The 22,278-nt window shown below is 38.7% G+C and carries 18 protein-coding genes; 3 read left to right on the forward strand and 15 right to left on the reverse strand.

Annotated elements, in window-relative coordinates; translation table 11 throughout:
• Nucleotides 1-63: 63 nt before the first annotated feature.
• From LVD17_RS11100 to LVD17_RS11170, 15 genes are all read right to left on the reverse strand, one after another.
• Nucleotides 64-900 (reverse strand): sulfotransferase domain-containing protein, encoded by an 837-nt coding sequence (locus tag LVD17_RS11100; RefSeq protein WP_233766781.1) that lies wholly within the window; start codon nt 898-900, stop codon nt 64-66.
• Nucleotides 897-2,630 carry an ATP-binding cassette domain-containing protein gene (locus tag LVD17_RS11105; RefSeq protein ID WP_233766782.1) on the reverse strand — a complete coding sequence of 578 codons (1,734 nt, stop codon included), beginning with the start codon at nt 2,628-2,630 and terminating at the stop codon, nt 897-899. Before LVD17_RS11105 ends, LVD17_RS11100 begins: the two co-directional genes overlap by 4 nt.
• Nucleotides 2,623-4,026 (reverse strand): B12-binding domain-containing radical SAM protein, encoded by a 1,404-nt coding sequence (locus LVD17_RS11110; RefSeq protein WP_233766784.1) that lies wholly within the window; start codon nt 4,024-4,026, stop codon nt 2,623-2,625. Before LVD17_RS11110 ends, LVD17_RS11105 begins: the two co-directional genes overlap by 8 nt.
• A complete protein-coding gene (locus LVD17_RS11115) occupies nt 4,023-4,832 on the reverse strand; it encodes a class I SAM-dependent DNA methyltransferase (protein WP_233766786.1) in 810 nt (269 codons plus the stop codon). The genes LVD17_RS11110 and LVD17_RS11115 overlap by 4 nt, the downstream gene beginning before the upstream one ends.
• The gene (locus tag LVD17_RS11120) at nt 4,816-6,294 is read right to left on the reverse strand and encodes a B12-binding domain-containing radical SAM protein (RefSeq protein WP_233766788.1); all 1,479 of its coding nucleotides are present in this window, start codon (nt 6,292-6,294) and stop codon (nt 4,816-4,818) included. The genes LVD17_RS11115 and LVD17_RS11120 overlap by 17 nt, the downstream gene beginning before the upstream one ends.
• The gene (locus tag LVD17_RS11125; protein ID WP_233766789.1) at nt 6,291-7,250 is read right to left on the reverse strand and encodes a nucleotidyltransferase domain-containing protein; all 960 of its coding nucleotides are present in this window, start codon (nt 7,248-7,250) and stop codon (nt 6,291-6,293) included. The genes LVD17_RS11120 and LVD17_RS11125 overlap by 4 nt, the downstream gene beginning before the upstream one ends.
• Nucleotides 7,243-8,562, reverse strand: coding sequence for an O-antigen ligase family protein (locus tag LVD17_RS11130; RefSeq protein ID WP_233766790.1), 1,320 nt, complete (start codon nt 8,560-8,562; stop codon nt 7,243-7,245). Before LVD17_RS11130 ends, LVD17_RS11125 begins: the two co-directional genes overlap by 8 nt.
• Nucleotides 8,549-9,373 carry a glycosyltransferase family 2 protein gene (locus tag LVD17_RS11135; RefSeq protein WP_233766791.1) on the reverse strand — a complete coding sequence of 275 codons (825 nt, stop codon included), beginning with the start codon at nt 9,371-9,373 and terminating at the stop codon, nt 8,549-8,551. Before LVD17_RS11135 ends, LVD17_RS11130 begins: the two co-directional genes overlap by 14 nt.
• On the reverse strand, nt 9,370-10,074 hold the full coding sequence (locus tag LVD17_RS11140) for a glycosyltransferase family 2 protein (RefSeq protein WP_233766792.1): 705 nt from the start codon (nt 10,072-10,074) through the stop codon (nt 9,370-9,372). The genes LVD17_RS11135 and LVD17_RS11140 overlap by 4 nt, the downstream gene beginning before the upstream one ends.
• Complete coding sequence (locus tag LVD17_RS11145; RefSeq protein ID WP_233766794.1) at nt 10,067-11,284, reverse strand: O-antigen ligase family protein; 1,218 nt, start codon at nt 11,282-11,284, stop codon at nt 10,067-10,069. Before LVD17_RS11145 ends, LVD17_RS11140 begins: the two co-directional genes overlap by 8 nt.
• A gap of 1 nt (nt 11,285) precedes the next feature.
• On the reverse strand, nt 11,286-12,137 hold the full coding sequence (locus tag LVD17_RS11150) for a glycosyltransferase (protein WP_233766796.1): 852 nt from the start codon (nt 12,135-12,137) through the stop codon (nt 11,286-11,288).
• A gap of 4 nt (nt 12,138-12,141) precedes the next feature.
• On the reverse strand, nt 12,142-13,410 hold the full coding sequence (locus tag LVD17_RS11155) for an oligosaccharide flippase family protein (protein WP_233766798.1): 1,269 nt from the start codon (nt 13,408-13,410) through the stop codon (nt 12,142-12,144).
• Nucleotides 13,411-13,589: 179 nt separating this feature from the next.
• On the reverse strand, nt 13,590-15,971 hold the full coding sequence (locus tag LVD17_RS11160) for a ribonucleoside-diphosphate reductase subunit alpha (protein WP_233766800.1): 2,382 nt from the start codon (nt 15,969-15,971) through the stop codon (nt 13,590-13,592).
• Nucleotides 15,972-16,010: 39 nt separating this feature from the next.
• Nucleotides 16,011-17,006, reverse strand: coding sequence for a ribonucleoside-diphosphate reductase small subunit (locus LVD17_RS11165; protein ID WP_233766802.1), 996 nt, complete (start codon nt 17,004-17,006; stop codon nt 16,011-16,013).
• Between the two features lie 399 nt (nt 17,007-17,405).
• The gene (locus LVD17_RS11170; protein WP_233766804.1) at nt 17,406-17,909 is read right to left on the reverse strand and encodes a hypothetical protein; all 504 of its coding nucleotides are present in this window, start codon (nt 17,907-17,909) and stop codon (nt 17,406-17,408) included.
• A gap of 256 nt (nt 17,910-18,165) precedes the next feature.
• Between LVD17_RS11170 and rplU the strand changes: the two genes are divergently transcribed.
• The 3 genes from rplU (at nt 18,166) to LVD17_RS11185 (ending at nt 22,261) form a co-directional block, all read left to right on the forward strand.
• On the forward strand, nt 18,166-18,477 hold the full coding sequence (rplU, locus tag LVD17_RS11175) for a 50S ribosomal protein L21 (RefSeq protein WP_155170314.1): 312 nt from the start codon (nt 18,166-18,168) through the stop codon (nt 18,475-18,477).
• 9 nt (nt 18,478-18,486) lie between these two features.
• Nucleotides 18,487-18,744, forward strand: coding sequence for a 50S ribosomal protein L27 (gene rpmA, locus LVD17_RS11180; protein ID WP_233766806.1), 258 nt, complete (start codon nt 18,487-18,489; stop codon nt 18,742-18,744).
• A 283-nt stretch (nt 18,745-19,027) separates the two neighbouring features.
• Nucleotides 19,028-22,261, forward strand: a complete 3,234-nt coding sequence (locus LVD17_RS11185; RefSeq protein WP_233766807.1) for a SusC/RagA family TonB-linked outer membrane protein — start codon at nt 19,028-19,030, stop codon at nt 22,259-22,261.
• The last annotated feature ends 17 nt before the right edge of the window (nt 22,262-22,278 follow it).

Genomic DNA, 22,278 nt, shown 5'->3' on the forward strand with positions numbered 1-22,278 from the left:
TTTGAAATGCGCTCCAATGGAGTCCGTATCTATGCAAATTGCTTAGTGCCCTTTGCATAAAACTTAGCGTCCCTTGCGGTTAAAATCACTATGCCAATATCCAACCTCCTTAGGAAATTCTTCTTCAAATTCCTCAAGGCTTTGCTTATATAAATTTTCCAGATACGTTTTGATGTGCGCAGGCAAAGCGTGATCAGGGCTTTTATTGAAGGTGTCACTCACCGGAAAACGGTCCCAATCAACCTGATCAGATATATTTAAAAAGAGAAAGATTTCTTTTAAAAATGCTTTAGGGTCATTAAGGAGGTCATGATAAAAGCAAATATGAATTTGCTCTTTTGGGAAAACACTTCTCCAGTTTTTCAGTATTTTGGTATACTCACCTCTGGAGAAAAGGTCCTTATTATTAAAGAGTTTAAAAAACTCTTCATCTTTTATGTCTTCAAAATGCTTTTTCTGAGCCCTTACCAAATACATCAAGGCAGATGCCCACATGCGATCAATGGGATTTCTGATGATGAGTATCAGCTTCAGGTCTGGGATTATGTTTCTAATAAACCGTATTCGCCCTAGAGGTAAATTAGCACATGGGGTGACTTCACCTTTAACCCCCTGTGCAGCTTTAAAATAGTCGCTGTATGCACTTAACGGCAATCCATAAAACCGGTACTTGCTGCTAAAATAGTTTAATTCTTTTCTGTCGGGCAGAAATAACTCCGGGTGACATCGCAGGTTTTCATAAAGCCAGGTAGTGCCTGCCTTTTGAGAGCCAATACATAAAAAGTCAGGAAATGTTAGCTGTTGAGTATTGAACAGGCCGATCTTATAAAACCACTTTTCAATGCGAAAGACCATACGACGGCTGGCATTGACAGGTTTTTTGATCAAACTCCTATTCATAGAACATCGGCTTTTAAAGTGGTTTCATGGACCTGTCCATCTGTAACTCTCCATATCTTATCAGCTATTTCAAGCAAAGTAAGATCATGATCAATCACCACTACCGTTTTACCTGAAGCCAGAAGCCGCTTTATAGAAGTCCGCACTTCAAGTAAGTTGGCTTTGTCGAGGTTATTGGAGACCTCATCAAAAATAAAAAGCTCGGAATTCCTATATAAAGCCCGGGCAAGTGCTATCCTCTGTTTTTGGCCGCCTGAAACCTGTACACCGTTTTCTCCCAGTTGTGTTGTTAAGCCGTCAGGTAAGGAGTTAATGAAACTTTCCAGGTTTGCCTTACGGATCACATCATTCAATTTGATTGTGTTTACTTCATGTTCACCAAAGGCAATATTTTCTTCCAGGGTCGCATCAATAATCACCGGCTGTTGTTGCAGGTAGCCTATGTGTGCCAGCCATCCTGTTTTATTATTTTCCGTCAGTTGTTCATTGTCAATATATATTCTGCCAGAATCCGGCGTGATCAATCCTGTAAGTAATTTAATCAAAGTAGTTTTCCCGGAGCCCGATGCACCACTGATTCCAATACACTGCCCCCTCATAAACTCAAGACTCAAATTGTCAAATAAAGGCTCTTTTCCCGGGTACTTGAAGCTTACCTTTTGTAACTGTACGTGGTTATTAAAATTAAGAGTTTCATTTTTGTCTGCCGGAGCATCATGCTCATCGATGTTTAATTCTTCCAGCACATAGTTGTAGACTTTAATGTTTGTTAGTGCATTAATAATTTTTGTAGTAGAAGGGTAAAGTCTGTAGAAGCCTGCAATAAACAGGCTGAGAAGAGGTACAAGCCCGCCACTTAGCTCAAAAAACAATGAATAACCAAATATAAGGGCAATACTCAGGGCCAGAATAACCTCAAGGAATTTGGCAGGAAGAAATGATGCGGTTTTGAGGTAGGCGTAGTTCCTGTTCATCTGATGCTTCAGCCCTATGAATTTCTCAATGAAAAAATCTTCCTTTTGATAGATTTTGACATCAATATAGCCATCTACACCTTGTAGTAAATATTTGAGGCTGACCGGATAAGTATTTCTGAAATCTTCTTCTATATGTTGAAGATGTTGGTTTTTAAACCACTTCCAGGTAAAAAGTATGGGTAACATCACTGCTATTAAAAGCATGCAGATAACAGGATTGTACAAGCAAATGCCTGCTATTATGATACCGGCAACTATTGATTCAGTGATAAGGTTTAGCTGTGGCGTAAGCATATAGCTGGCGAAATCGTGGGGAATGGTTTTTATTTTTCTGCTCACAATCGCGGAGTTAGACTTCGTGAACTCAAGGTAGTTTTGACTAAAAAAATGCTGTAGTGATCTCCTGGACAAGTTCGTTGAAATATCGAAAGTCAATTTTGAAATGTAATAGTTCACCCAGACACTCACCAGATTCTTGACCAGAAACAAGGCGACAAGAGCTGACAGCGCAATTATTTGAAAGTTGAATTCACTATGAATATCAAGCTGCTCGTAGAGGGAGGCTAGTATGGAGTGACCTGTAATTTGTTCAGGATTAATGAAAATAAGGATTATAGGTATGATCGCCGCTAGGGAGATGATGTCAAGCAGGCCATTGAAAAGTGTTAAAAATAATGACCATATTGCCTGTTTCTTAAAGCAATCAGGGATAATATGATATGTCTTTTTAACACTTACCCAGAGATTAAGCATGGTTTATATATTTCATTTTTTCCCATTTCATACCAACCTTGGATAAAAGCGATTTGATCTTGAACTTTGCTGCGGCTGTAATATTTCCGGACTCCTTGTTTTTGAAATAATGGACTTCACTGATGACCCGTCTCAAAGCGTGGCCATAATAGTCCCTGGAATAAGTTCTTTCAAAATCTATATCTCTGTCTGAGCTTGTGCTCCATTCCAGTTCTGTTGTTTGCAGTGCCTCAACTTCCTGGTATAACTCCGTTCCCTTAATGGGGTATGCAACAGTAATAGTAAAATGGTCAGGGTTTGAGCTTTTTAGGTGGTGAATGGTTTCTTCAATATCCGATTCGGTTTCCCCGGGGTAGCCGATCATGATAAATGTACCAGCTTCGATACCATGCTTTCTGGCAAGTATGATCATTTCACGCACCTTTTGTACATCCACCCTGCGATCCATGAGATCGATGACTTTTTGAGAGCCGCTTTCTGCACCTATCCAAACCCTAAAGCACCCTGATTCCTTCATCATTCTGATCACGTCTTCATTCATCCTGTCAGCACGGGTGATGCACTCGTAAGCGATCTTTAAATTTCTTTCTTTTAATGTGCTATTGAACTCTTCCAGCCATTTATGGCTGACAGTAAAAACGTCATCCACAAACCAAAGCGTATCCGGATTATAGGTCTTTTGTATCCATTCAAGTTCGTCAACAACTTTTACCGGGGATCGTCTTCGGTAACTCAACCCGTAAACCGCACGGCTACACCACTTGCAGGTATAGGGACAACCGCGCATGGTACTAATGGAAATGGCATTTGATCCATGCGCATTTTTCCATAGATCGAGGTATTTATGAAGGTCAATAGCCTGCCTGTTCGGCATGGGAAGTTGGTCTATACCTTTTATTTTGGTCCGCTTGGAGGTCGTACGGTTATTTCCCTCCTGATCCTTGTAAGCGATCCCATCGATCATGGGAATTTGCTCCGGCTGGTTCTCCAGGCTTGTCACCAGTTCCAGCATGGTTTCCTCCCCCTCTCCGATAACCAAAAAATCAGCTCCGTGATTCAGGAAACCATCGGTATTATAAGTCACTTCCGGTCCGCCCAAAATAACCTTAGTGTGGCTTAGCTCGTCCGAGTTTTTAACAAAACGAATGATCTCCAGCACATTGACCTTTGTCATCAGGTTAACATAAATAGCCAGGTATTTAGGCTTTTCCTTTATTAAATGGGCTTTTAGCAAACGCTTTTCGGAAAATGTTGAATCAAAAACCTCAGTCGTTATACCGCTCTGCTCGAGAAATGCAGAAATATAAAGGATGCCCAATGGAGGATAGGGCTTGAGAATGGCCTGCTCTTTTTCATCCTCTTTAAGGAAATAACCATGTGTAAGCAGCACTTTCATTCTGAAGTGGTTTTTGTTAATTCCAGATCAATCAAATAATGATCTGAATAATTTGATAAATGGGAGAAAGCATTAACTCTATCCTCCATTGAATCCAGCTTGTTTAACAGACGCCGTTTGTTTCTGAAAAAATTTCCCAAGTATGATGGCGGCAGAAAGAAACCTACCGGCCTCAATCCAACAAGTTTAAACTCTCTTCGGAACATAGTTTCTATTCGTGTTGGAGTGTAATACCACGTTTCAACTTGCTCTTTATTAATGGGAGCCATCAAGGGGCCTCTTTTGGTTCTTCGGAAAGCTTTTTTTACTTGAAGCTTTGATAGGAAGTAAATACTTTCCCAAACACAAAAAGCCGGCATGATTACCCCTATAAACCTGCCATTTGGTTTTAATAATCGCGCGGCAACTTTGCTGAGGTTTTGCAAACTCATAGCATCTACGCAATTGAGTCCTCCAAAATTTGAGAAGATAAGGTCAAATTTCGAATTAAAGTCTGCCTGTGCGATGCTGCTAATATTACACTGAATAAAGGTAGTCTGTTGAGTCAGTCCCATTTTTTGAGCCTTAGCCCTGGCAACTGAAATCATCTCTTCGGACAGATCTGTTGCCAAAACACTGTGGCCTTGTCCTGCCAGGTGAACGGCATCTTCTCCTGTGCCACAATTAAGCTCCAGGATTGATAAAGGCCTGTCGGGTAAGGCTTTCTCCAGGTAATCCCATACTTTCTGGCGCTGCAATGCTCCAATGGAGCCATGGGTAAAGTCATCATCATAAGTGGCAGCAATATGGTCAAAAGCAGTTATCATCCCGGAAAGAATCATATTTTCGTAACCTGAGTTTATCCATCACAATGGACGGTATATAATACAAGGTAGCTAAAACAGGCCTTAAATTTTTATAATTTACCCTTAGGGGATGCCGCAGCAGTTCTTTGAATTTCATAATTCCACGCTTCTTTCTGTATAACTTGTGAATATAGCGTGGTAGTTTCCTGTAAAAATCCCTATCCTGACTACTGGAAAACATGGTGTCAAGGTCATCGGAGTCAGTCCAGTTAGCCTTGTCTTGCAATTGCAGTTTTACTTTGTCATAAAATTTGGTGCCCGGTAGCGGGTAAGAAACTGAAATGCCAATTTCATCAGGCATCAGGTTAAGTACCATGTCTTTTGTTTTTTTTATATCTTCTTTGGTCTCTCCCAAATATCCGAATTGCAGGAAAAATGCGACTTTAATGCCGTTTTGCTGCAATAACTTTGTGGCTTCACCAATTTGTTCAACCTTTGTGCCTTTATCCATAGCATCAAGTATTTTCTGAGAGCCAGATTCTGCACCTACCCAAACAGTTTCGAGACCAGATTCAGCGAGGGCATCAATAGTGTCTTCCTGAAGTAGCAGGTCAACACGTGATTGGATCTTATACTTGATTTGCAGGTTTTTCTCTTTTAGTAAGTCCCGGAAACTTTGGATCCATCCTGGTTTTAAACCAAATATGTCATCACATATCCAAAAATGGTCAGGCTTGTGCTTCGTTATTAGAAGCTCAACTTCCTCTACTACTCTTTCCGGAGACCTGGTATTATACCTGTTCCCGTAAATTGGTTTAGCACACCAGTTGCACTTATAAGGACACCCTCTTGTAGTGGCAAGGTTCAAGGAAAAATAGCCGTGATGCTCTATCCATATTTGCCGGTACTCGTCAATATTTACGAGATCCCAAGCCGGTAAAGGCAAAATATCGAGTTCACGTAGAACCTGCCGGCTACCGGTTAAATGTGTTTGGCTATTATTTTGAAAAGCTAAGCCCACTACAGTTTCTATAAGTGGTGTAGGCTTCTGAATTTCGTTGAGCAGTTCCAGTAAAGTCATTTCAGCCTCACCGATTACTATAAAATCAGCGCCATGATCAAGGTATTCTTCATAGTGATCAGAGGCATCGGAGCTGGAAACTACAATGGTACAACCAAATCCTTTGGCGATTTCTATCATCTCAAAGGCAGCCTCACGCATATTGGTAAGGCACATTTTGGTAAGATAATTAAAGCCGTCATCATAAATGACAAGGTACTCGGGCATTTCCCTTTCCAATGCCTCAAGTATTTCATGGGGAGAATCTCTGAGATTAGTGTCAAATAAGGAAACTGAATAATTATTCTCGCGTAACAATGAAGCCGCAAAGAGAGTCCCTAATGGAGGGTACGGCTGCTTGAACTTCCATTGCTTGTAATCAAGTTTATAAAAGAATGAATGGGTAAAAAGTACTTTTTTCATTTTAGCGGTGAGCTAAGGGTTATATTAAAATTTTCTTCAAACTCTCTAATCTTGTCCTGATATTTATCCAGTATACTCTTCTGGTAGAACCTTGGGTGGTTCTTTGATGCATATTTTTTTGTTTTAAAGGCTACCTCAAAATCCCTCTTCGAAAACCGCTTTTCGAAGAGCTGCTTCCAGCGTTTCAAGGTCACGTTCATGAAATATTGATCAATTGCATTTCCCAGTCGGTTGTCGAATAGTCTTTCAGAGAAAGACTTGATCAGGGCGTTACCATTCCTTATTGTATTTGTTTCCCTTGGGGCTGAGTTCGGAAAATAATTTTGTACCCATTGGTTGGCAGTCCAGAATTCATAGTAACAATTTTCTCCATAAGTTGGAATTAATGTTACTGATTCAATTGCTGTAAATAAATTTTGTTCCTCAATTTCCAGGTTCTCTGTGTCAATAAAGTAATTGACACAGAAGTTTTTATGAGAGTTGAAAAGAAATATTCTTTTAAAAAGAACAAGGAACATTCTTGTGATCCAAAGTTTACCCGGAGCCGTGACGATGAAGAAATCCAGATCACTACCTTTGTCCATATAGCCTTTGGAAATAGACCCCGAAAGCATCACCGACCGTACAAAAGGAAACCATGAAATGAGCCGGGATACTCGTTTAGCAGTTTTCATCCTTTGTGTCGCAAGATTATTGCCTGCAAGCCTTCTTTCTACTAATGCAGGTGCATTGTGCAATGAATAAAACCGCTCAAACTTATATATCATTCCCTTGTCAATAAGTTCTACCAGCGCCAGGTCTACCTGGGCATCTTCGCAAGCGGCAGGACAAAAGAACAGTAACTCATCTTTTGTAAGAGGGTACTGGAAAACATCAAAATACAATAGAGTTTTAAGCAAGTCATCTGATAGCTGACTTTCTATGGACAGGTTATAGGTATGGGCAGGTTCAGGCATACTTTTCTGGTTTAAGGGGCAAAACATGAAAAATCAGTAGTGAATTAAAAAGACTATAAAACACCACACCTTTTTGTACTTCTAGCATTGACTCTGAAAGACAACACACGCCAAAAAGAAATAGAAATGACAGGAATAAAGTGTTTTGATTATTCCCAGATTTTATTACCGGGTAAAAAAATGACAATATCAGAAACGAGAACCCAAGGATACCTAGGTCTAAGGTCGTTTGTAAATATTGATTATGGGCATTGAAGTCGGATTGAAATATGCCAAGTCCAATTTTATCATATTCTTGGTTTAGGTATTGCTGTGAATCCCCGGGGCCAACTCCTGTCAACCAGTTACTCTCTATAATCTTAAGGGAAGACTTCCATTGTAGTAATCTTAAGTTCCAGGAGTTCCAATGCTGATCAGTAGAAGGGTATTTGAAACCAGTGTTAAGTGGTTCTTGAATAACCCTGAAATAGGTTACGGGGTTAATATAAATCAATAAAAGTATAATTGAAATAAAAGCACAGGAATACAAAGCTCCGCGCAAATACTTCTGCTTGCGAAAGAAATAATTTCCCAACAGTAAAATACATAAGGAAGAGAAGGAGAAAATGACTATTCTGGATGAAAGGAAAATCAGTGCCGTTAGTAGTATCAGCAATACAATAGTGGAAAGTATCTTAATAACATATCCATAGTTTTGAAAGAGATCTTTGAATCGCCAAACAAAAAGTATGACAGCAAAGGCGATATATAAAGAGAAGTAGGTTGGGTGAATGCCAAGAAAAGAGCCAAAGCCTACATATGAGAGCAGGTTCCATGTTTCGGCAGGGCCAGAAAAAGAATCCCGGAATTTATCCTTATTTACGAAATCAAAGTTCAGGTGTTCCGGGTCAGTAATATTATGTCCTGAGAGAATTATAAATACCAGACTTACAATGACAGCGATTAGACACGCTATGATAAAGGTGTAAAAAATAGTTGTCATTTCTTTGGTTGACAATCTTTCAGAAGTACCCATTACAATAGGTAGGACAAAAAGTGAGAGTTTTTTTTCAAGGTCATAAAGACCACTACTCATATCTTCGGTGATCAACATGCCGAAGGCGTGGAGAATATAGAATCCGGAAAGTACCCATATCAACCTGTTATGCTTTATTATTTTCCATTTTGATCTTAGGTTTCCTTCAATAAGCCAATTGGTTGTAAGTAGAGCAATGGATATACTGCACAACTTTATAGAGAATGGCAGAGTAACAACGGAAAGCACCGTAAAGACTACAAAAAGCTGTCGGTGTATATTTTTAAAACCGATCATTTGCCAGGTAGTTTAATAGTATTTTTTTGTTAATCTGATCTCGTTCCTTATCAATAAACCAACCCCATTTATTGAAATAGTTAACTGCACTTTGAATGTTGTATAATAACAGGTGTAGTTTTTTGTAGGATCCTTTTTCGTGATAGTGGAAGATTGACACTTTTGGGAAAAATACTGTACGGTAGGACCGATGTATTCTTCTGCTTAAATCTATGTCTTCTGTGTAAAGGAATATCTTTTCGTCAAACAGGCCAGTGTTTTTCAGAGAGGCTGTTCTGAGAAACATGAAGCACCCTGAAAGAAAAGGGACGTCCATTACCTGATCATAACCCGTAAATCGCATCTCATACAGGTGATCATATTTTTCAAAAGCTTTATAAAAACTCAAAAAACGTCTGTAGATCAAGTTGTGTGGCTTAGGGAGTAATTTACATAAATGCTGAAGAGCTCCATTAGGATAAAGCACCTTGGGCATGGATAAACCTATATCGGGATTGGTCTCCATGAATTTGTGCATTTCCGGAATAACTTCTTCATTAAAATACACATCAGGGTTAACGACAATATGATACGTTGATGTGTGCAGCACCTCTCTTAATGCAATATTATGGGCAGCTCCAAATCCCAAGTTTCTACCATTAAAGATGTAACTTATTCGGGGATCCTTGCAAAGCACTCTGGCATGATCTTCCGGTGAGTTATCTATGACATAGAGATGAATGTCATGATAGCTTTTCAGGCAACTATTAATTGTGTTTTCTAGAATGTGCAGATCATTCTTATATACAACGATGGAAGCTGTGAGGTTCATGGGTATAGGTGGATTAGGTTTTTCAATAGCTTTAATCGAAATTTTATTTTGGATAGTAAACTATAGTTACTTTTATCTCCTGTTTGTGTTGTGGTATTATCGTGTCGCCTATAAAGGCTCAGTTTTGTATCAACTATACCAGTCTTGAAAAACAACTCGGCAACCAGCCCTATCCACTGATCGTGCATGGGTATGTCCTTAGGGAAGGGCAAAGCCTTGCTCAGTACTTTTCGATTGAAGGCCATACAGCAGCCCGTATAGCTGTTTTTCCACAAGTTCTTCCAAAATCCTGGACGTGCTTTGTTAATATCAAATAGTGAAGAGTGCATCGGTTGTAATTCCTCATTTACAACGTAGCAGTCACTTAGCACCAAATCAAATTTTTCCAGAGCCTGTATCATAGTTTTAACTTTTCCGGCAAGCCATAGATCATCCTGATCTGAGAGAAAGATTATCTCACCGGTACAATGGTTAAGCGCATTCTCGAAATTTTTTATGGGGCTGTTTTTCGAAGCGCAGTCAACTAATTTTAAACGTTTATCCCGGTACGCATGTAAAATCGAAATGGTTGTGTCTTCTGACCCATCATCTGAAACAATTATCTCATCATGGATACCTAATTGTGGAAGAATTGAGTCTATTTGTTCACGAATGTATTTTTCTCCATTATGTGTAGCCAGGCAAACCGATATCTTAGCCATCGTTTTTTGAAGTTAGATCGAGGCATACCAAGGCAACCAAAATAAATGACATACCTATAGGGTTATTGAAATATTGATTGGTGGCGGATTGAAAAAAAATAAATAATGAGCCAAAGTAAAAAGCGCTTGAATATGGAGATTGGTTAAACTTTGAAGCTTGAAACTTTTTAGTGAGCATCAAGAATACAGTACCCCAAAAGAGTAGGCCTAATAGTCCTTGCTTGTGAAAAATCTCCAAATAAGAGATCTCCATGTGTACCGGACGGACGGGTACGCCAATACCAAATCCGTGGCCAAGGAATACAGAGGCTATCGTTGTGCGTTCTAATACTTGATTTAATTGTTTCTTTCTCTCACTATCGGAAAATTCACGATTACCTAAAAGCTTATCAGGTTCAAACTGACGGGTAAAACCGGAGCTTATCTCAGTTTTTGATATTACACGGCTGACATTGGAGTATATGTCATTACCATAGTAGACTAAAACTATTGTGGCTATTAACAAAACCAAGAGCGACGGCAATTTTAGTTTTAAAGGCACGGAATGTATTAGAAGATATGTAAATCCTGTTAAGAGCAGGGCAAATATAAAACCTCGTGTAAAGGTGAGTATAATAGCACAAATGATAATGGCAGCCATTATTGCCCAGTGTTTGGGCTTTATAAAATAGACGAAAATTAAGCCTATACTTAAAAAAATAAATCCTTTATAGAAAAATGCCAGCTCGCCTCGGTAAAAAAACTCTTCTGTTGGAGAAGTAAGCGCATAGAATTTTTTAAAGGGGATAATTCCCCCATTCATAAGAATAATTGTAATCAGATAAGCTATACTTAGAAATAAAGAGCCATAAATAAAAAGCTTGGATATGTTGATTAATAAACTTTTGTCCTGAATAGTTAAGGCAAAAAATGGCAAGATTAGAAAATAAGAAAGGGGTTTTACATCTTGAAATATGAGCTTACTATCTGCTTTAACAGAATTACCTATTAATACAGAAATAACGGTAACAATAATGAAGGCCAAAACTAAGGCTGAGTATTGACTATTGATTTTTTCTTGTTTCCATAAGCTGTGAGCTGTATATATTATAGCGATTCCAAACAGGATCATTCTAAGGCTTACTGGTCCAACGGCGGTAAACCTGCCACCTCCGCCAAGTATAAGCTCCAGAAGTATAATTTGAAGTAATATGATGCCCAGGGCTTTCATCTCATTTTTTGCTAATAGTCATAATAGCTATTTTTAAAAAACTTATTGATTTGTAGGCGATACTTAGCCTAAGGGCTCTTCTTATTATTAATTTACTACTTTTTAAATAAGGGCTTACTTCTCTTTTATATCTTAAAGTAGAGTTGCAGAAATGTTCAAACCGCTTCAATGCAGATTGTTTATCTCCTGCATGATCAAGACCGGAAAATTGATGTTCACATTCGAGGTTAATGACTTTGAAATCAGGGCATATTTTTCTGTACCTTTCAATAAAAGCAAAGTCGCTATAGTCAAGAGGAAAGCTTTCATTATAGCCTCCACAAGACCAAAAATCCTCAACATTTATAAGCAGCCCACTATTGACAGGCATAATTTGATCCAAAGAGTATTTTCCGGGATGTATATAATTTATTATTCTCCCCTTTCCCGATTTTATGCTAAAGGGGCTTATTAATTTTCGTTTAAAAAAAAGATATGGAGCAAGTAAACCTGGCATATTTTCTTTTAGAGCATTAGCATAAATGTTAATAGCCTCCCTAGGGAAAAGTGTATCCTGATCCAGTAATAGCAGCCATTTTTTGCCGAGTGTTTTGGCTAGGGCTCCACCATGATTAAATGCTTTGCTAACACCACTGTTTGCCGGATCGTGGTAATAGTGGATATGCCATGAGTTGTATTTCTTCCCAGTATACATTTTATCACGAGAATTATCGTAAACCAAAATTTCCAGATGGTCTGACGAATATAATAATGACTTCGAAAGTGACTGGAATGTCTGTGACTGCTCAAGGGACGTATTATAAAGGACTATGGTTGCCAGTATGTCATTAGTAAGTTTTTTTTCTGTGGTCATCTTGCTACCTGCTTAGTTCGAATACGCCAAATACTGAATGCTCCCTATGAAATAACCTTAAGTTTAGAAATAGCATAAAGGTGATAAATAGCTCTGTAGTTAAGGCTGCAAAGGCACTGCCGTAAGCTGAGAAAGCTGAAACTAGGATTATATTAATTGTAATATTGAAAATGGCTCCCCCGATCGTGATATTGGCATAGCTTCTTTTAAAGTTATATGCCAGCATTGTCTGTGTTGCTGGAATACTTAATGCAGCCAGTAATGGGATGAGGCTGACGATCTTAAGCAAGTGTGAGGATTGTTTCAGGTACTCTCCCGAGAATAATTGTACTATGTCATCAGTAAAGATGTAAACAACTATCCACATAGGTATAAAGCCTATCAAGCTCAGTCTGACAATAATTTGGAGAAATGAGATAAGTTGATCAAAAGACTTTTCGGCTAGCAGGCATACCTTTGGAAATATGGTTTGGTATAACAATACCGCAGGAGCGCGGATTGCCAAAAGTATTTTTTCAACAATGGCGTAATAACCCGTACTTATAGGGTCGGCTATGAAACCAAGTATTAACAAGTTTGAATTGCCAGCTATAAAAGTCGAAAACATCGACAAAAATATAGACCTGTTCACCTTAAGCTGATCTATAATGAGTGAAGAAGATGGGTAAATGATCTTAACCCCGTACTTAACCAGAATTATCCATATTGCAATTAATCCTACCAGGGCTTGGCTTGCTCCTAAATAGAAATTGACCCACATAAAATCATTACTTCCATTGATGAATAAAATAATAAATACAGTGAACAATGCTTTTGAAATAATATTCATCAGCGCTACGCTACTCATTCTTTCTATCCCTTGGAAAAACCAGGTTGGAAGAAGCATTTGCCCAATAACAATTGAAAAACTGGATAAAAAGAGCAGTGAGTAATTGCTCCATGCCGGAATGAAGATCACTAACAGGTAAAAAGCCAAAAAACTTGCCAGCAACAGCGTGATTTTTGTGAAATATAGCTTGCTGAATATTTTGGAGATCTTATTCGTATTATTCCTGTTTAAGGATACTTCGCGTACTGCTGAAATAGAAAAGCCATAATCAACTAAATGGATAAAATAACTTACTACTGCCTGTGCAAATGCTACAAGTCCAAACTCTTCAATCTCGATGATCCGTAGTAAGTAGGGATATATAATCAGAGGGATTAGAAAGTTGGCTCCCTGGGAAATAGAAAGCCAGGTAAAATTTTTAAGTAATAGTTTACTCCGAAACATTTCTTCTTCACGATATTAACAGGTGTGGTTAAGATAATTAAATTATCTGAGGTTTATCAGGGAGATAAAAGGTGAAGTTAAAATGTGAGCGGACGTGATAGAGAGGTCACATAATAAAAAAAGCCTGGCCACCACAGCCAGGCTTTCAAATTAAAACCAACTAGACATTAACATTAAAATTAACTTCCACATGCTTCGCATGCATCGGGATTATCAAGTGAGCAGACCATGTCTGCGCGCTTTTGATCTTCATTCGTTGCTACAGGTTGGTTTGCAGCAGGTTGTTGTTTGGCAGACTTATCAACCGTGAACTGAATCGCAGAAGCCGCAGCTTTTGATCTAAGATAATACATACCAGTTTTCAAGCCTTTCTTCCACGCATAGAAGTGCATAGAAGTAAGTTTTCCAAAGTTTGGATCCTGAATATGTACGTTCATACTCTGGCTCTGGCAGATGTATGCACCTCTGTCAGCCGCCATATCGATAATTGCTTTTTGTGAGATTTCCCACACTGTCCTGTAAAGGTCTTTAATGTGCTGAGGGATCTCAGGTATATTTTGAATAGAACCGTTTGCTTCTATCAGTCTGTTTTTCATGCCATCATTCCAAAGACCAAGGCCGATCAGATCTTTCATCAAGTGCTTATTTACAATGATGAATTCTCCTGAAAGAGTTCTTCGGGTATAGATATTTGAAGTATATGGCTCAAAGCATTCATTGTTTCCCAGTATCTGAGAAGTTGATGCAGTAGGCATCGGTGCCAGAAGCAATGAATTTCTTACTCCACTTTTCTTGACCTCTTTTTTAAGGCTGTCCCAATCCCACCTTCCGGAATCAGGGCTTACACCCCACATGTCAAACTGGAATATTCCTTTAGATACGGGTGAACCTTTGAAGGTTTCATATGGACCATGCTCTTTTGCAAGTTCCATTGAAGCTGTCATTGCAGCAAAATAGATCGTTTCGTGAATATGCTTGTTTAAACCACGGGCTTCATCAGAATCAAACGGCATCTTCAACATCAGGAAAGTATCCGCTAGTCCCTGTACACCTATACCTATTGGCCTATGTCTGAGATTTGATTTTTTTGCCTCTTCAACAGGGTAATAGTTGATATCAATCACCTTATTGAGGTTTCTGGTGATCACTTTTGTAATCTCGTAAAGCTTTTTGTGGTCGAACTTACCATCTTCAGTAACAAATTTTGGCAAGGCAATAGATGCCAGGTTACATACCGCAACCTCATCAGGAGCAGTGTACTCCATGATTTCTGTACATAGGTTACTTGACTTTATGGTACCCAGATTTTTCTGGTTAGATTTCTTGTTCGCAGCATCTTTGTACAACATATAAGGTGTACCTGTTTCTATCTGAGCTTCAAGTATTTCAAACCAAAGGTCTTGTGCTTTTACCTGCTTTCTGTATTTACCTTCTCTTTCGTATTTTGTGTATAATTTTTCAAAATCATCACCATAGCTCTCAGAAAGGCCGGGAGCTTCATTAGGGCAGAATAGTGACCAAACGTCATTGTCTTCTACTCTCTTCATGAAAAGATCTGAAATCCATAGAGCATAGAAAAGATCTCTTGCTCTAAGCTCTTCCTTGCCGTGATTTTTCTTCAGGTCAAGGAAATCAAATATATCGGCGTGCCATGGTTCAAGATAAATGGCAAAACTACCTTTTCTCTTTCCACCACCCTGATCAACATAGCGAGCTGTCATATCAAAGTTTCTAAGCATAGGAACAATACCATTGGAAACCCCACCAGTTCCTTTAATATATGAACCTGTTGCTCTTATATTATGAATACTTAAACCAATTCCTCCGGCTGATTGAGATATTTTGGCACACTGTTTTAATGTATCATAAATACCGTCAATACTGTCATCCTGCATAGTCAACAGGAAGCAAGAGGAGAGCTGAGGTTTTGGAGTACCTGCATTAAAAAGAGTAGGAGTAGCATGGGTAAACCACTTTTCGCTTAGTAAGTTGTAAGTTTCAATAGCGGCTTCTATATCATCCATGTGGATACCAACAGCAACCCTCATGAGCATGTGCTGTGGCCTTTCCACAATCTTACCATCGATTTTCATCAGGTAAGAGCGCTCCAATGTTTTAAACCCAAAGTAGTCATAGCTAAAATCACGATCATAAATGATCGATGAATCTAATAATGCCGCATGTTTCTTGATAACCCCATATGCTTCTTTAGAAAGTAGCGGTGCATTTTCTCCTGTTTTAGGATCTACATAAGTGTAGAGCCTTTTCATAGTGTTCGAAAAGGACTTGCTTGTAACCTTATGAAGGTTGGAAATTGCTATTCTGGCAGCCAGTAAGGCAAAATCAGGATGTTTAGTTGTCAATGAGGCTGCTGTTTCTGCTGCCAGGTTGTCCAACTCTACTGTTGTTACTCCATCATAAATACCGTTGATCACCTTTTTTGCTATATCAACCGGCTCAATGTAGTTGAGGTCCAGTCCATAGCATAATTTTTCAATGCGGGCCGTTACTTTGTCGAACTTCACGGACTCCCGTCTTCCATCTCTTTTTATTACTAGCATCTCATGGGGTTTTTGGGGTTACGAATAAGTTTAAAAAAATTAAAAATCTTCATCTAATGAGAATTTTGGAGCGTCATCGTCTTTATTTCCTTTCATTACGCCAGCTTTTTGATAATCTCCAACCCTCTTTTCGAAAAAGTTAGTTTTTCCCTGCAGGGAAATCATTTCCATAAAGTCAAAAGGATTTGTTGCTCCATATGCCTTTTCACCTACCAACTCTAACAATAATCGGTCAGCAACAAATTCAATGTATTGGCACATGAGGTCAGCATTCATGCCTATCAGACTTACAGGCAGAGCATCAGTGACAAATTCTTTCTCAATACTTACAGCATCTTTGATAATATTGATAATCGTTTCTTTAGGTAACTTGTTTACTACATGATTATTATAAATCAAGCAGGCGAAGTCGCAGTGCAAGCCTTCATCTCGTGATATAAGTTCATTTGAAAAACTTAATCCGGGCATCAGGCCTCGCTTTTTCAACCAAAAGATAGAACAGAAGCTTCCGGAAAAGAAGATTCCTTCAACTGCAGCAAATGCAACAAGCCTTTCCTGAAAACTCCCTTCATCAATCCATCGTAAAGCCCAGTCAGCCTTTTTCTTAACACAATCCATAGTCTCGATAGCATTGAAAAGTTTGTCCTTTTCACCAGCATCTTTTACGTAAGTGTCAATCAGAAGCGAATAAGTTTCGGAATGAATGTTTTCTATAGCTATTTGAAAGCCATAGAAAAACTTGGCTTCGGTATATTGCACCTCTGCAACAAAATGTTCCGCAAGGTTTTCATTTACAATACCATCACTGGCGGCAAAAAAAGCCAGAACATGCGAAATAAAGTGTCTTTCTCCATCTGACAAATTATTCCAGTCTCTCATATCCTGACTTAAGTCAATCTCTTCTGCGGTCCAGAAACTCGCTTCGGCTTTCTTGTAAAACTCCCATATATCGTCATGCTTTATGGGAAACAGTACAAAGCGATTTTTATTTTCTTTAAGAATTGGCTCTACAGCTCCAGTTTCATTATCACTCATCTTATCACTCAATTTTTAAAATTTGAAAACATCTGACCTAAAGAGATAACAGGTAAACTCAAAAAAGTTTTCCTGATTATGTTAATTTTAGTTGATTTTTTGCCCAAAAATTACAAGGAATTAACGGGCATCTATTCGGCTTTGATAACAGCCATTAGGCCATACAAATATTAATAAATGAGCGGTAAAATCAAAGTCAGGTGACCGAGTGAGCAAGGCAGTACAGAGTTTGGTTTTAAGCATCTGATTGTCAGGTTTTTATAATACAATTTTTAATCATCACTTATGCTGTATTGGCCAAAAATGAGGGTTCGAAAAAAAATAAAAAGTTTTCCACAGACTCAAGCGGAACAGGCATGCCGGAGGCAATGTTAAAAGCATATTTTTCTTACATGAAAATTACTTCCCAAATAGTCGCTCTTTTAAATCATCAGGCACATGGTTAAATTCTGGTTCATGTTCATTTATGAACCAGGCAGAGGGTCCGTAATAGGTAATACTTGTAATCGGGTCTATAAATTTTATATACGTGCCAGATTTGTGTTTGTTGGAAAGGGCGGCAGAGATAGAACTGCGGACCTTGCTTCTTGTTAGCCTGGGCTCTTTTCGCAGAATGTAGTCTACAACCTCTGAAGAGGTAAATATTTTCAACGTAACTTCCTGATAGTGAGATATTTTTTTTGTCCATGGCCATTCTTCCTGGTAGCCTTTTGCTTCCCATCGCGGTGGTGCATAGGAGGGATTATCCTGAAATATTGATAAACTTGTCAGTGCGCTGATGTGATTATCTATTTCTTCAATCTCTTTTTTGAAATCTTCTATTTTGGCTTCCAGCAATTTTTTTTTCTCACTTAGAGCTTTCAGATATAATTCGGCATATTTTTCAGGAACATTAATTTTCATTACATGAAAACTCTTCTCAATAATATTTTAGCAATATATCTCAAAATTTCAAGCAAGTCAAGCGATGCAAGCAAGCAATCCAAGCTGCTGAAATGTAGGTCTATATAATTTATGTTGTGACACCTTAATATATAGCTACATTTTCATGTTTGCTGGAGTATGTATATTAAGTGTTTTTCGAAATTGGATAAAGGGTTTGATATTTAAGAATATTGAATTATCTTTGCAATCCATTTTTCAAAAAATTCAAAGTTACATGTACGCAATAGTTGACATAGCCGGAAAGCAGTTCAAAGTAACAAAAGACCAATTCGTATACGCTCCAAAGATGGACGGCGAAGAAGGCGCTTCCGTTGAGTTCGACAAAGTTCTGTTGTTTGGTGATGACAAAACGGTCGAAGTAGGTGCACCATTACTAAAAGGTGCTAAAGTAGCAGGTAAGATCCTGGGACATGTTAAAGGTGACAAGGTTGTGGTTTTCAAAAAGAAAAGAAGGAAAGGCTACAAGAAAAGAAACGGTCACCGTCAAGAATTTACTAAGGTTTTAATCGAGAACATTTCAAAATAAGAAAACACCATGGCACATAAAAAAGGAGCAGGTAGTTCGAGAAACGGTAGAGAGTCGGAAAGTAAACGACTTGGCGTTAAGATTTTTGGTGGACAGAAGGCAATTGCCGGAAACATCATCGTAAGACAAAGAGGAACTCAGCATCATCCCGGTCAGAATGTGGGGATTGGTAAGGATCATACCCTTTTTGCGCTGACTGATGGCATCGTTACCTTCAAAAAAGGCCGAAACAACAGATCATTTGTTTCGGTAGAAGCGGAAGCCTAAAGGGCTTGTCTCACTAAGATATGGAAAGCACGGACAGTCGTTCGTGCTTTTTTTATTGTTAAAAACCCCCTTCGATCAGAATAATTACTGCCACGTTTATCCCTCATTTTGTGGTATTTACATATTAAATGTTCCAATTATTGAAAATGCCCCAATATTCGCCTTATTACACTATTTATGTAGAAATATTATTTTGTTTTTCGTTGTTTGTGGTTTATCTTGGCGGATCATACCCCAGATGGGGGGATTTCTGTTCTAAATAATAACCTTAAAACAACTAATTATGAGGAAACTATTACTATTTATGAGTTTCTTCTTGGTCTCATTTATTACATGGGGTCAGGACAGGACTGTTTCTGGGAAGGTTACGTCATTGGATGACGGTTCTACTCTTCCTGGAGTGAACGTAATTTTAAAAGGGACATCTACCGGTACCGTTACCGATATAGATGGCAATTACAAACTTAGTGTTCCTTCCGAAGGAGGCACTTTGATCTTTTCATTTGTTGGTTTGGAGACTCAGGAAGTTGAAGTGGGTTCCAGATCAGTGATTGATGTGCAAATGGCATCAGATGTTAAACAACTTAGTGAAGTTGTTGTAACGGCTCTTAACGTTTCGAGAGAGAAGGCTTCTTTAGGCTACTCTCAGCAAACTCTGGAGGCCGATGCTGTTAGCAAAGTAAAAGAATCTAACTTTATTAACTCACTATCCGGAAAAGTTGCCGGTGTACAGGTTAGAACTAACAACACTATGGGAGGTTCTACCAACATCACTATTCGTGGTAACTCATCGTTCAGTAACAACCAGCCTTTATTCGTAATTGATGGTGTTCCTGTAAGTAACGAAACTAATAACTCTGCTAATCAGCAGGCAGGTGGGTATGGTTATGACTATGGTAACCCGGCTGCTGACATCAATCCTGAAGATATTGCTTCAATGTCAGTGCTGAAAGGTGCTGCAGCTACAGCTTTGTATGGTTCAAGGGGACAGAATGGAGTAATCTTAATTACAACAAAGAAGGGTACCAAAAGAAAAGGTATTGGTGTGACTTTCACTAGTGGTGTCACTATCGGTAAGATCAATAAGGATACATTTATCGAATATCAGGATCAGTATGGTGCTGGCTACGGTAAATATTACGGAGATAATGGGTACTTCGAAGAGGAAGATATAGATGGCGATGGTGTAATTGACTACATTGTACCTACTACAGAAGATGGTTCTTATGGAGGACAGTTTAATCCAAACCTTAATGTGTATCATTGGGATTCTTTTGTGCCTGAGTCACCAAACTTTGGCCAAAAACGTCCTTGGGTAGCGGCGGAAAATACTCCGGTTGATTTCTTTGAAACACAAACTACATGGAATAATAGTATAGCATTTGCCGGTGGTAATGAAAAGACTACCTTCCGTATGAGCTACACAAATTTGGATATGGAGGACATCCTTCCTAATAGTGAAATGACTAAGCATACTATTAACTTTACAGGATCTTCAAAGCTGACTGATAAGCTAACCGCTGATATAATGTTCCAATACAACATTCAGGATGTGGTAGGTCGTTTCTCAACTGGTTATAGCGATAACCTAATGACGCAATTCCGTCAGTGGTGGCAGGTGAACGTTGATGTTAAAGCGCTTGAAGATATTTATCATCAAACACACCGTAACTATACATGGAACCCTGCAGACTACACAAACCCATTGCAACCAATTTATTGGGATAACCCTTACTGGACTAGATATGAGAACTACAACTCAGATAACAGAGATCGTACGCTCTCCAAAGTCGGTTTAAGCTACCAGTTCACTGATTGGTTAAGTGCAAATGTATCGGCTTCAATTGACTCTTATACTGAAGTAAGGGAAGAAAGAAGAGCAGTTGGTAGTATCGCTACAGGTTTTGGAGTTAACCTTACAGATGAAAGTTCCGGGTATCAAAGAACCAACATTGAGAGTGCTGAGTACAATTATAACGCCATGTTATCTGCAAATAAGCAACTTACTGATGACGTTTCTTTGGCAGGATTTATCGGCTTCAACTTAAGAAAGGAAAACTATGATTACAGTCAGGCTTCAACCAGCGGTGGATTAGCTGTACCAGGATTGTACTCCCTAAGCAATTCAGTATCAACAAACCCATTTCCTTATGAGTATCTTTGGGAGAAAGAAGTTTACGGATACTTTGCCAATGCTAATGTAGGCTACAGAAACTTCGTGTACTTGGATGCTAACTATAGAACGGATATTTCTTCTGCCTTGCCAGTAGACAATAATCAGTATAACTATTACTCTGTTGGTTTAGGTTTTGTGTTTTCAGAGTTGATCGATCTGGATTGGATGGATTTTGGTAAAGTGCGTGCCAGCTATGGTACAGTGGGTAACGATACAAGACCATTAAGAGTGAACGATGTTTACCTGCGTGAAGATAATTTTGGTAATGCCATTCTTACTCGTTTGCCATATACTAAAAATAACCAAGACCTTTTGCCTGAAGAAACTGAGGAGATTGAATTTGGTTTGCAATTCACAGGTTTAGATCGCAGACTTAATGTAGATGTTGCTTATTATAAGAGAAATACTTTTGATCAGTTACTAGGTATTGATATTTCATCAACTACTGGTTATTCAAGAAAGTACGTAAACGCTGGTGACATTGAAAACAGAGGTATAGAATTAGTTGTTGGTGGAGACATTGTTAGGACTGATGACCTAAAGTTTAATACAACTATTAACTATACAAGAAACAGAAGTGAAGTAATTGAATTGCTTGCAGGAGCTAATAATTATGTATTCCAAAGCTTCCAGGGTGGTGTATCTGCCAACGCAACGGTAGGAGAACCTTTCGGAGTATTAAGAGGAACAGGGTTTGAATACCTTAATGGAGAGAAAGTAGTAAACTCAAGTGGTTATTATAAAGCTGTCGCCGATCAGATTATTGGTGACCCTAATCCGGATTGGGTAATGGGTATTAATAATACTGTTTCGTATAAAGGATTAAGCTTGGGCTTTCTTGTTGATATTCAAAAAGGTGGAGATGTTTACTCTCTTGATATGCACTATGGTCAGGGAACCGGTTTAACTGCTAATACAGTAGGAAATAATGACAGAGGTGTTCCTTTGAGAAGTCCTGTTTCTGAGGGAGGTGGTGTATTGAATCCAGGAGTAACAGAAACTGGTGAAGCAAATACAACTTATGCTGACGCTACGTCTTATAGTGGAGCTTTCTATTGGGGAAATGCTACCCGTAACCCAGGTGCTCTTACCATTTACGATGCATCCTATGTAAAACTTAGAGAGCTTTCATTATCTTACCGTCTGCCTTCTAGCATTACAGAGTCATTTGCAAATAGAGTAGACCTTTCATTAGTAGGTAGAAACCTATGGATTATTCATAAAAATGTGCCATACGCAGACCCTGAGTCAGGATTAGGTGTAGGTGCTGCTCAAGGATATCTATCCGGCTCTTACCCTACCGTACGTACTATGGGCTTCAAGGTAGAAGTTGAATTTTAATCTTTAGAATTATTGAG

This window comes from Fulvivirga ulvae, assembly GCF_021389975.1.
Lineage (GTDB): Bacteria > Bacteroidota > Bacteroidia > Cytophagales > Cyclobacteriaceae > Fulvivirga > Fulvivirga ulvae.

Excerpts from the sequence above, each read along its gene's own strand:
- LVD17_RS11130 (WP_233766790.1), bottom strand. The coding sequence starts at position 8,562 with ATGATCGGTTTTAAAAATATACACCGACAGCTTTTTGTAGTCTTTACG.
- LVD17_RS11145 (WP_233766794.1), bottom strand. The coding sequence starts at position 11,284 with ATGAAAGCCCTGGGCATCATATTACTTCAAATTATACTTCTGGAGCTT.
- LVD17_RS11160 (WP_233766800.1), bottom strand. The coding sequence starts at position 15,971 with ATGCTAGTAATAAAAAGAGATGGAAGACGGGAGTCCGTGAAGTTCGAC.
- LVD17_RS11155 (WP_233766798.1), bottom strand. The coding sequence starts at position 13,410 with ATGTTTCGGAGTAAACTATTACTTAAAAATTTTACCTGGCTTTCTATT.
- LVD17_RS11110 (WP_233766784.1), bottom strand. The coding sequence starts at position 4,026 with ATGAAAGTGCTGCTTACACATGGTTATTTCCTTAAAGAGGATGAAAAA.
- LVD17_RS11170 (WP_233766804.1), bottom strand. The coding sequence starts at position 17,909 with ATGAAAATTAATGTTCCTGAAAAATATGCCGAATTATATCTGAAAGCT.
- rplU (WP_155170314.1), top strand. The coding sequence starts at position 18,166 with ATGTACGCAATAGTTGACATAGCCGGAAAGCAGTTCAAAGTAACAAAA.
- LVD17_RS11115 (WP_233766786.1), bottom strand. The coding sequence starts at position 4,832 with ATGATAACTGCTTTTGACCATATTGCTGCCACTTATGATGATGACTTT.
- LVD17_RS11185 (WP_233766807.1), top strand. The coding sequence starts at position 19,028 with ATGAGGAAACTATTACTATTTATGAGTTTCTTCTTGGTCTCATTTATT.
- LVD17_RS11140 (WP_233766792.1), bottom strand. The coding sequence starts at position 10,074 with ATGGCTAAGATATCGGTTTGCCTGGCTACACATAATGGAGAAAAATAC.
- LVD17_RS11135 (WP_233766791.1), bottom strand. The coding sequence starts at position 9,373 with ATGAACCTCACAGCTTCCATCGTTGTATATAAGAATGATCTGCACATT.
- LVD17_RS11150 (WP_233766796.1), bottom strand. The coding sequence starts at position 12,137 with ATGACCACAGAAAAAAAACTTACTAATGACATACTGGCAACCATAGTC.
- LVD17_RS11120 (WP_233766788.1), bottom strand. The coding sequence starts at position 6,294 with ATGAAAAAAGTACTTTTTACCCATTCATTCTTTTATAAACTTGATTAC.
- rpmA (WP_233766806.1), top strand. The coding sequence starts at position 18,487 with ATGGCACATAAAAAAGGAGCAGGTAGTTCGAGAAACGGTAGAGAGTCG.
- LVD17_RS11100 (WP_233766781.1), bottom strand. The coding sequence starts at position 900 with ATGAATAGGAGTTTGATCAAAAAACCTGTCAATGCCAGCCGTCGTATG.
- LVD17_RS11125 (WP_233766789.1), bottom strand. The coding sequence starts at position 7,250 with ATGCCTGAACCTGCCCATACCTATAACCTGTCCATAGAAAGTCAGCTA.
- LVD17_RS11165 (WP_233766802.1), bottom strand. The coding sequence starts at position 17,006 with ATGAGTGATAATGAAACTGGAGCTGTAGAGCCAATTCTTAAAGAAAAT.
- LVD17_RS11105 (WP_233766782.1), bottom strand. The coding sequence starts at position 2,630 with ATGCTTAATCTCTGGGTAAGTGTTAAAAAGACATATCATATTATCCCT.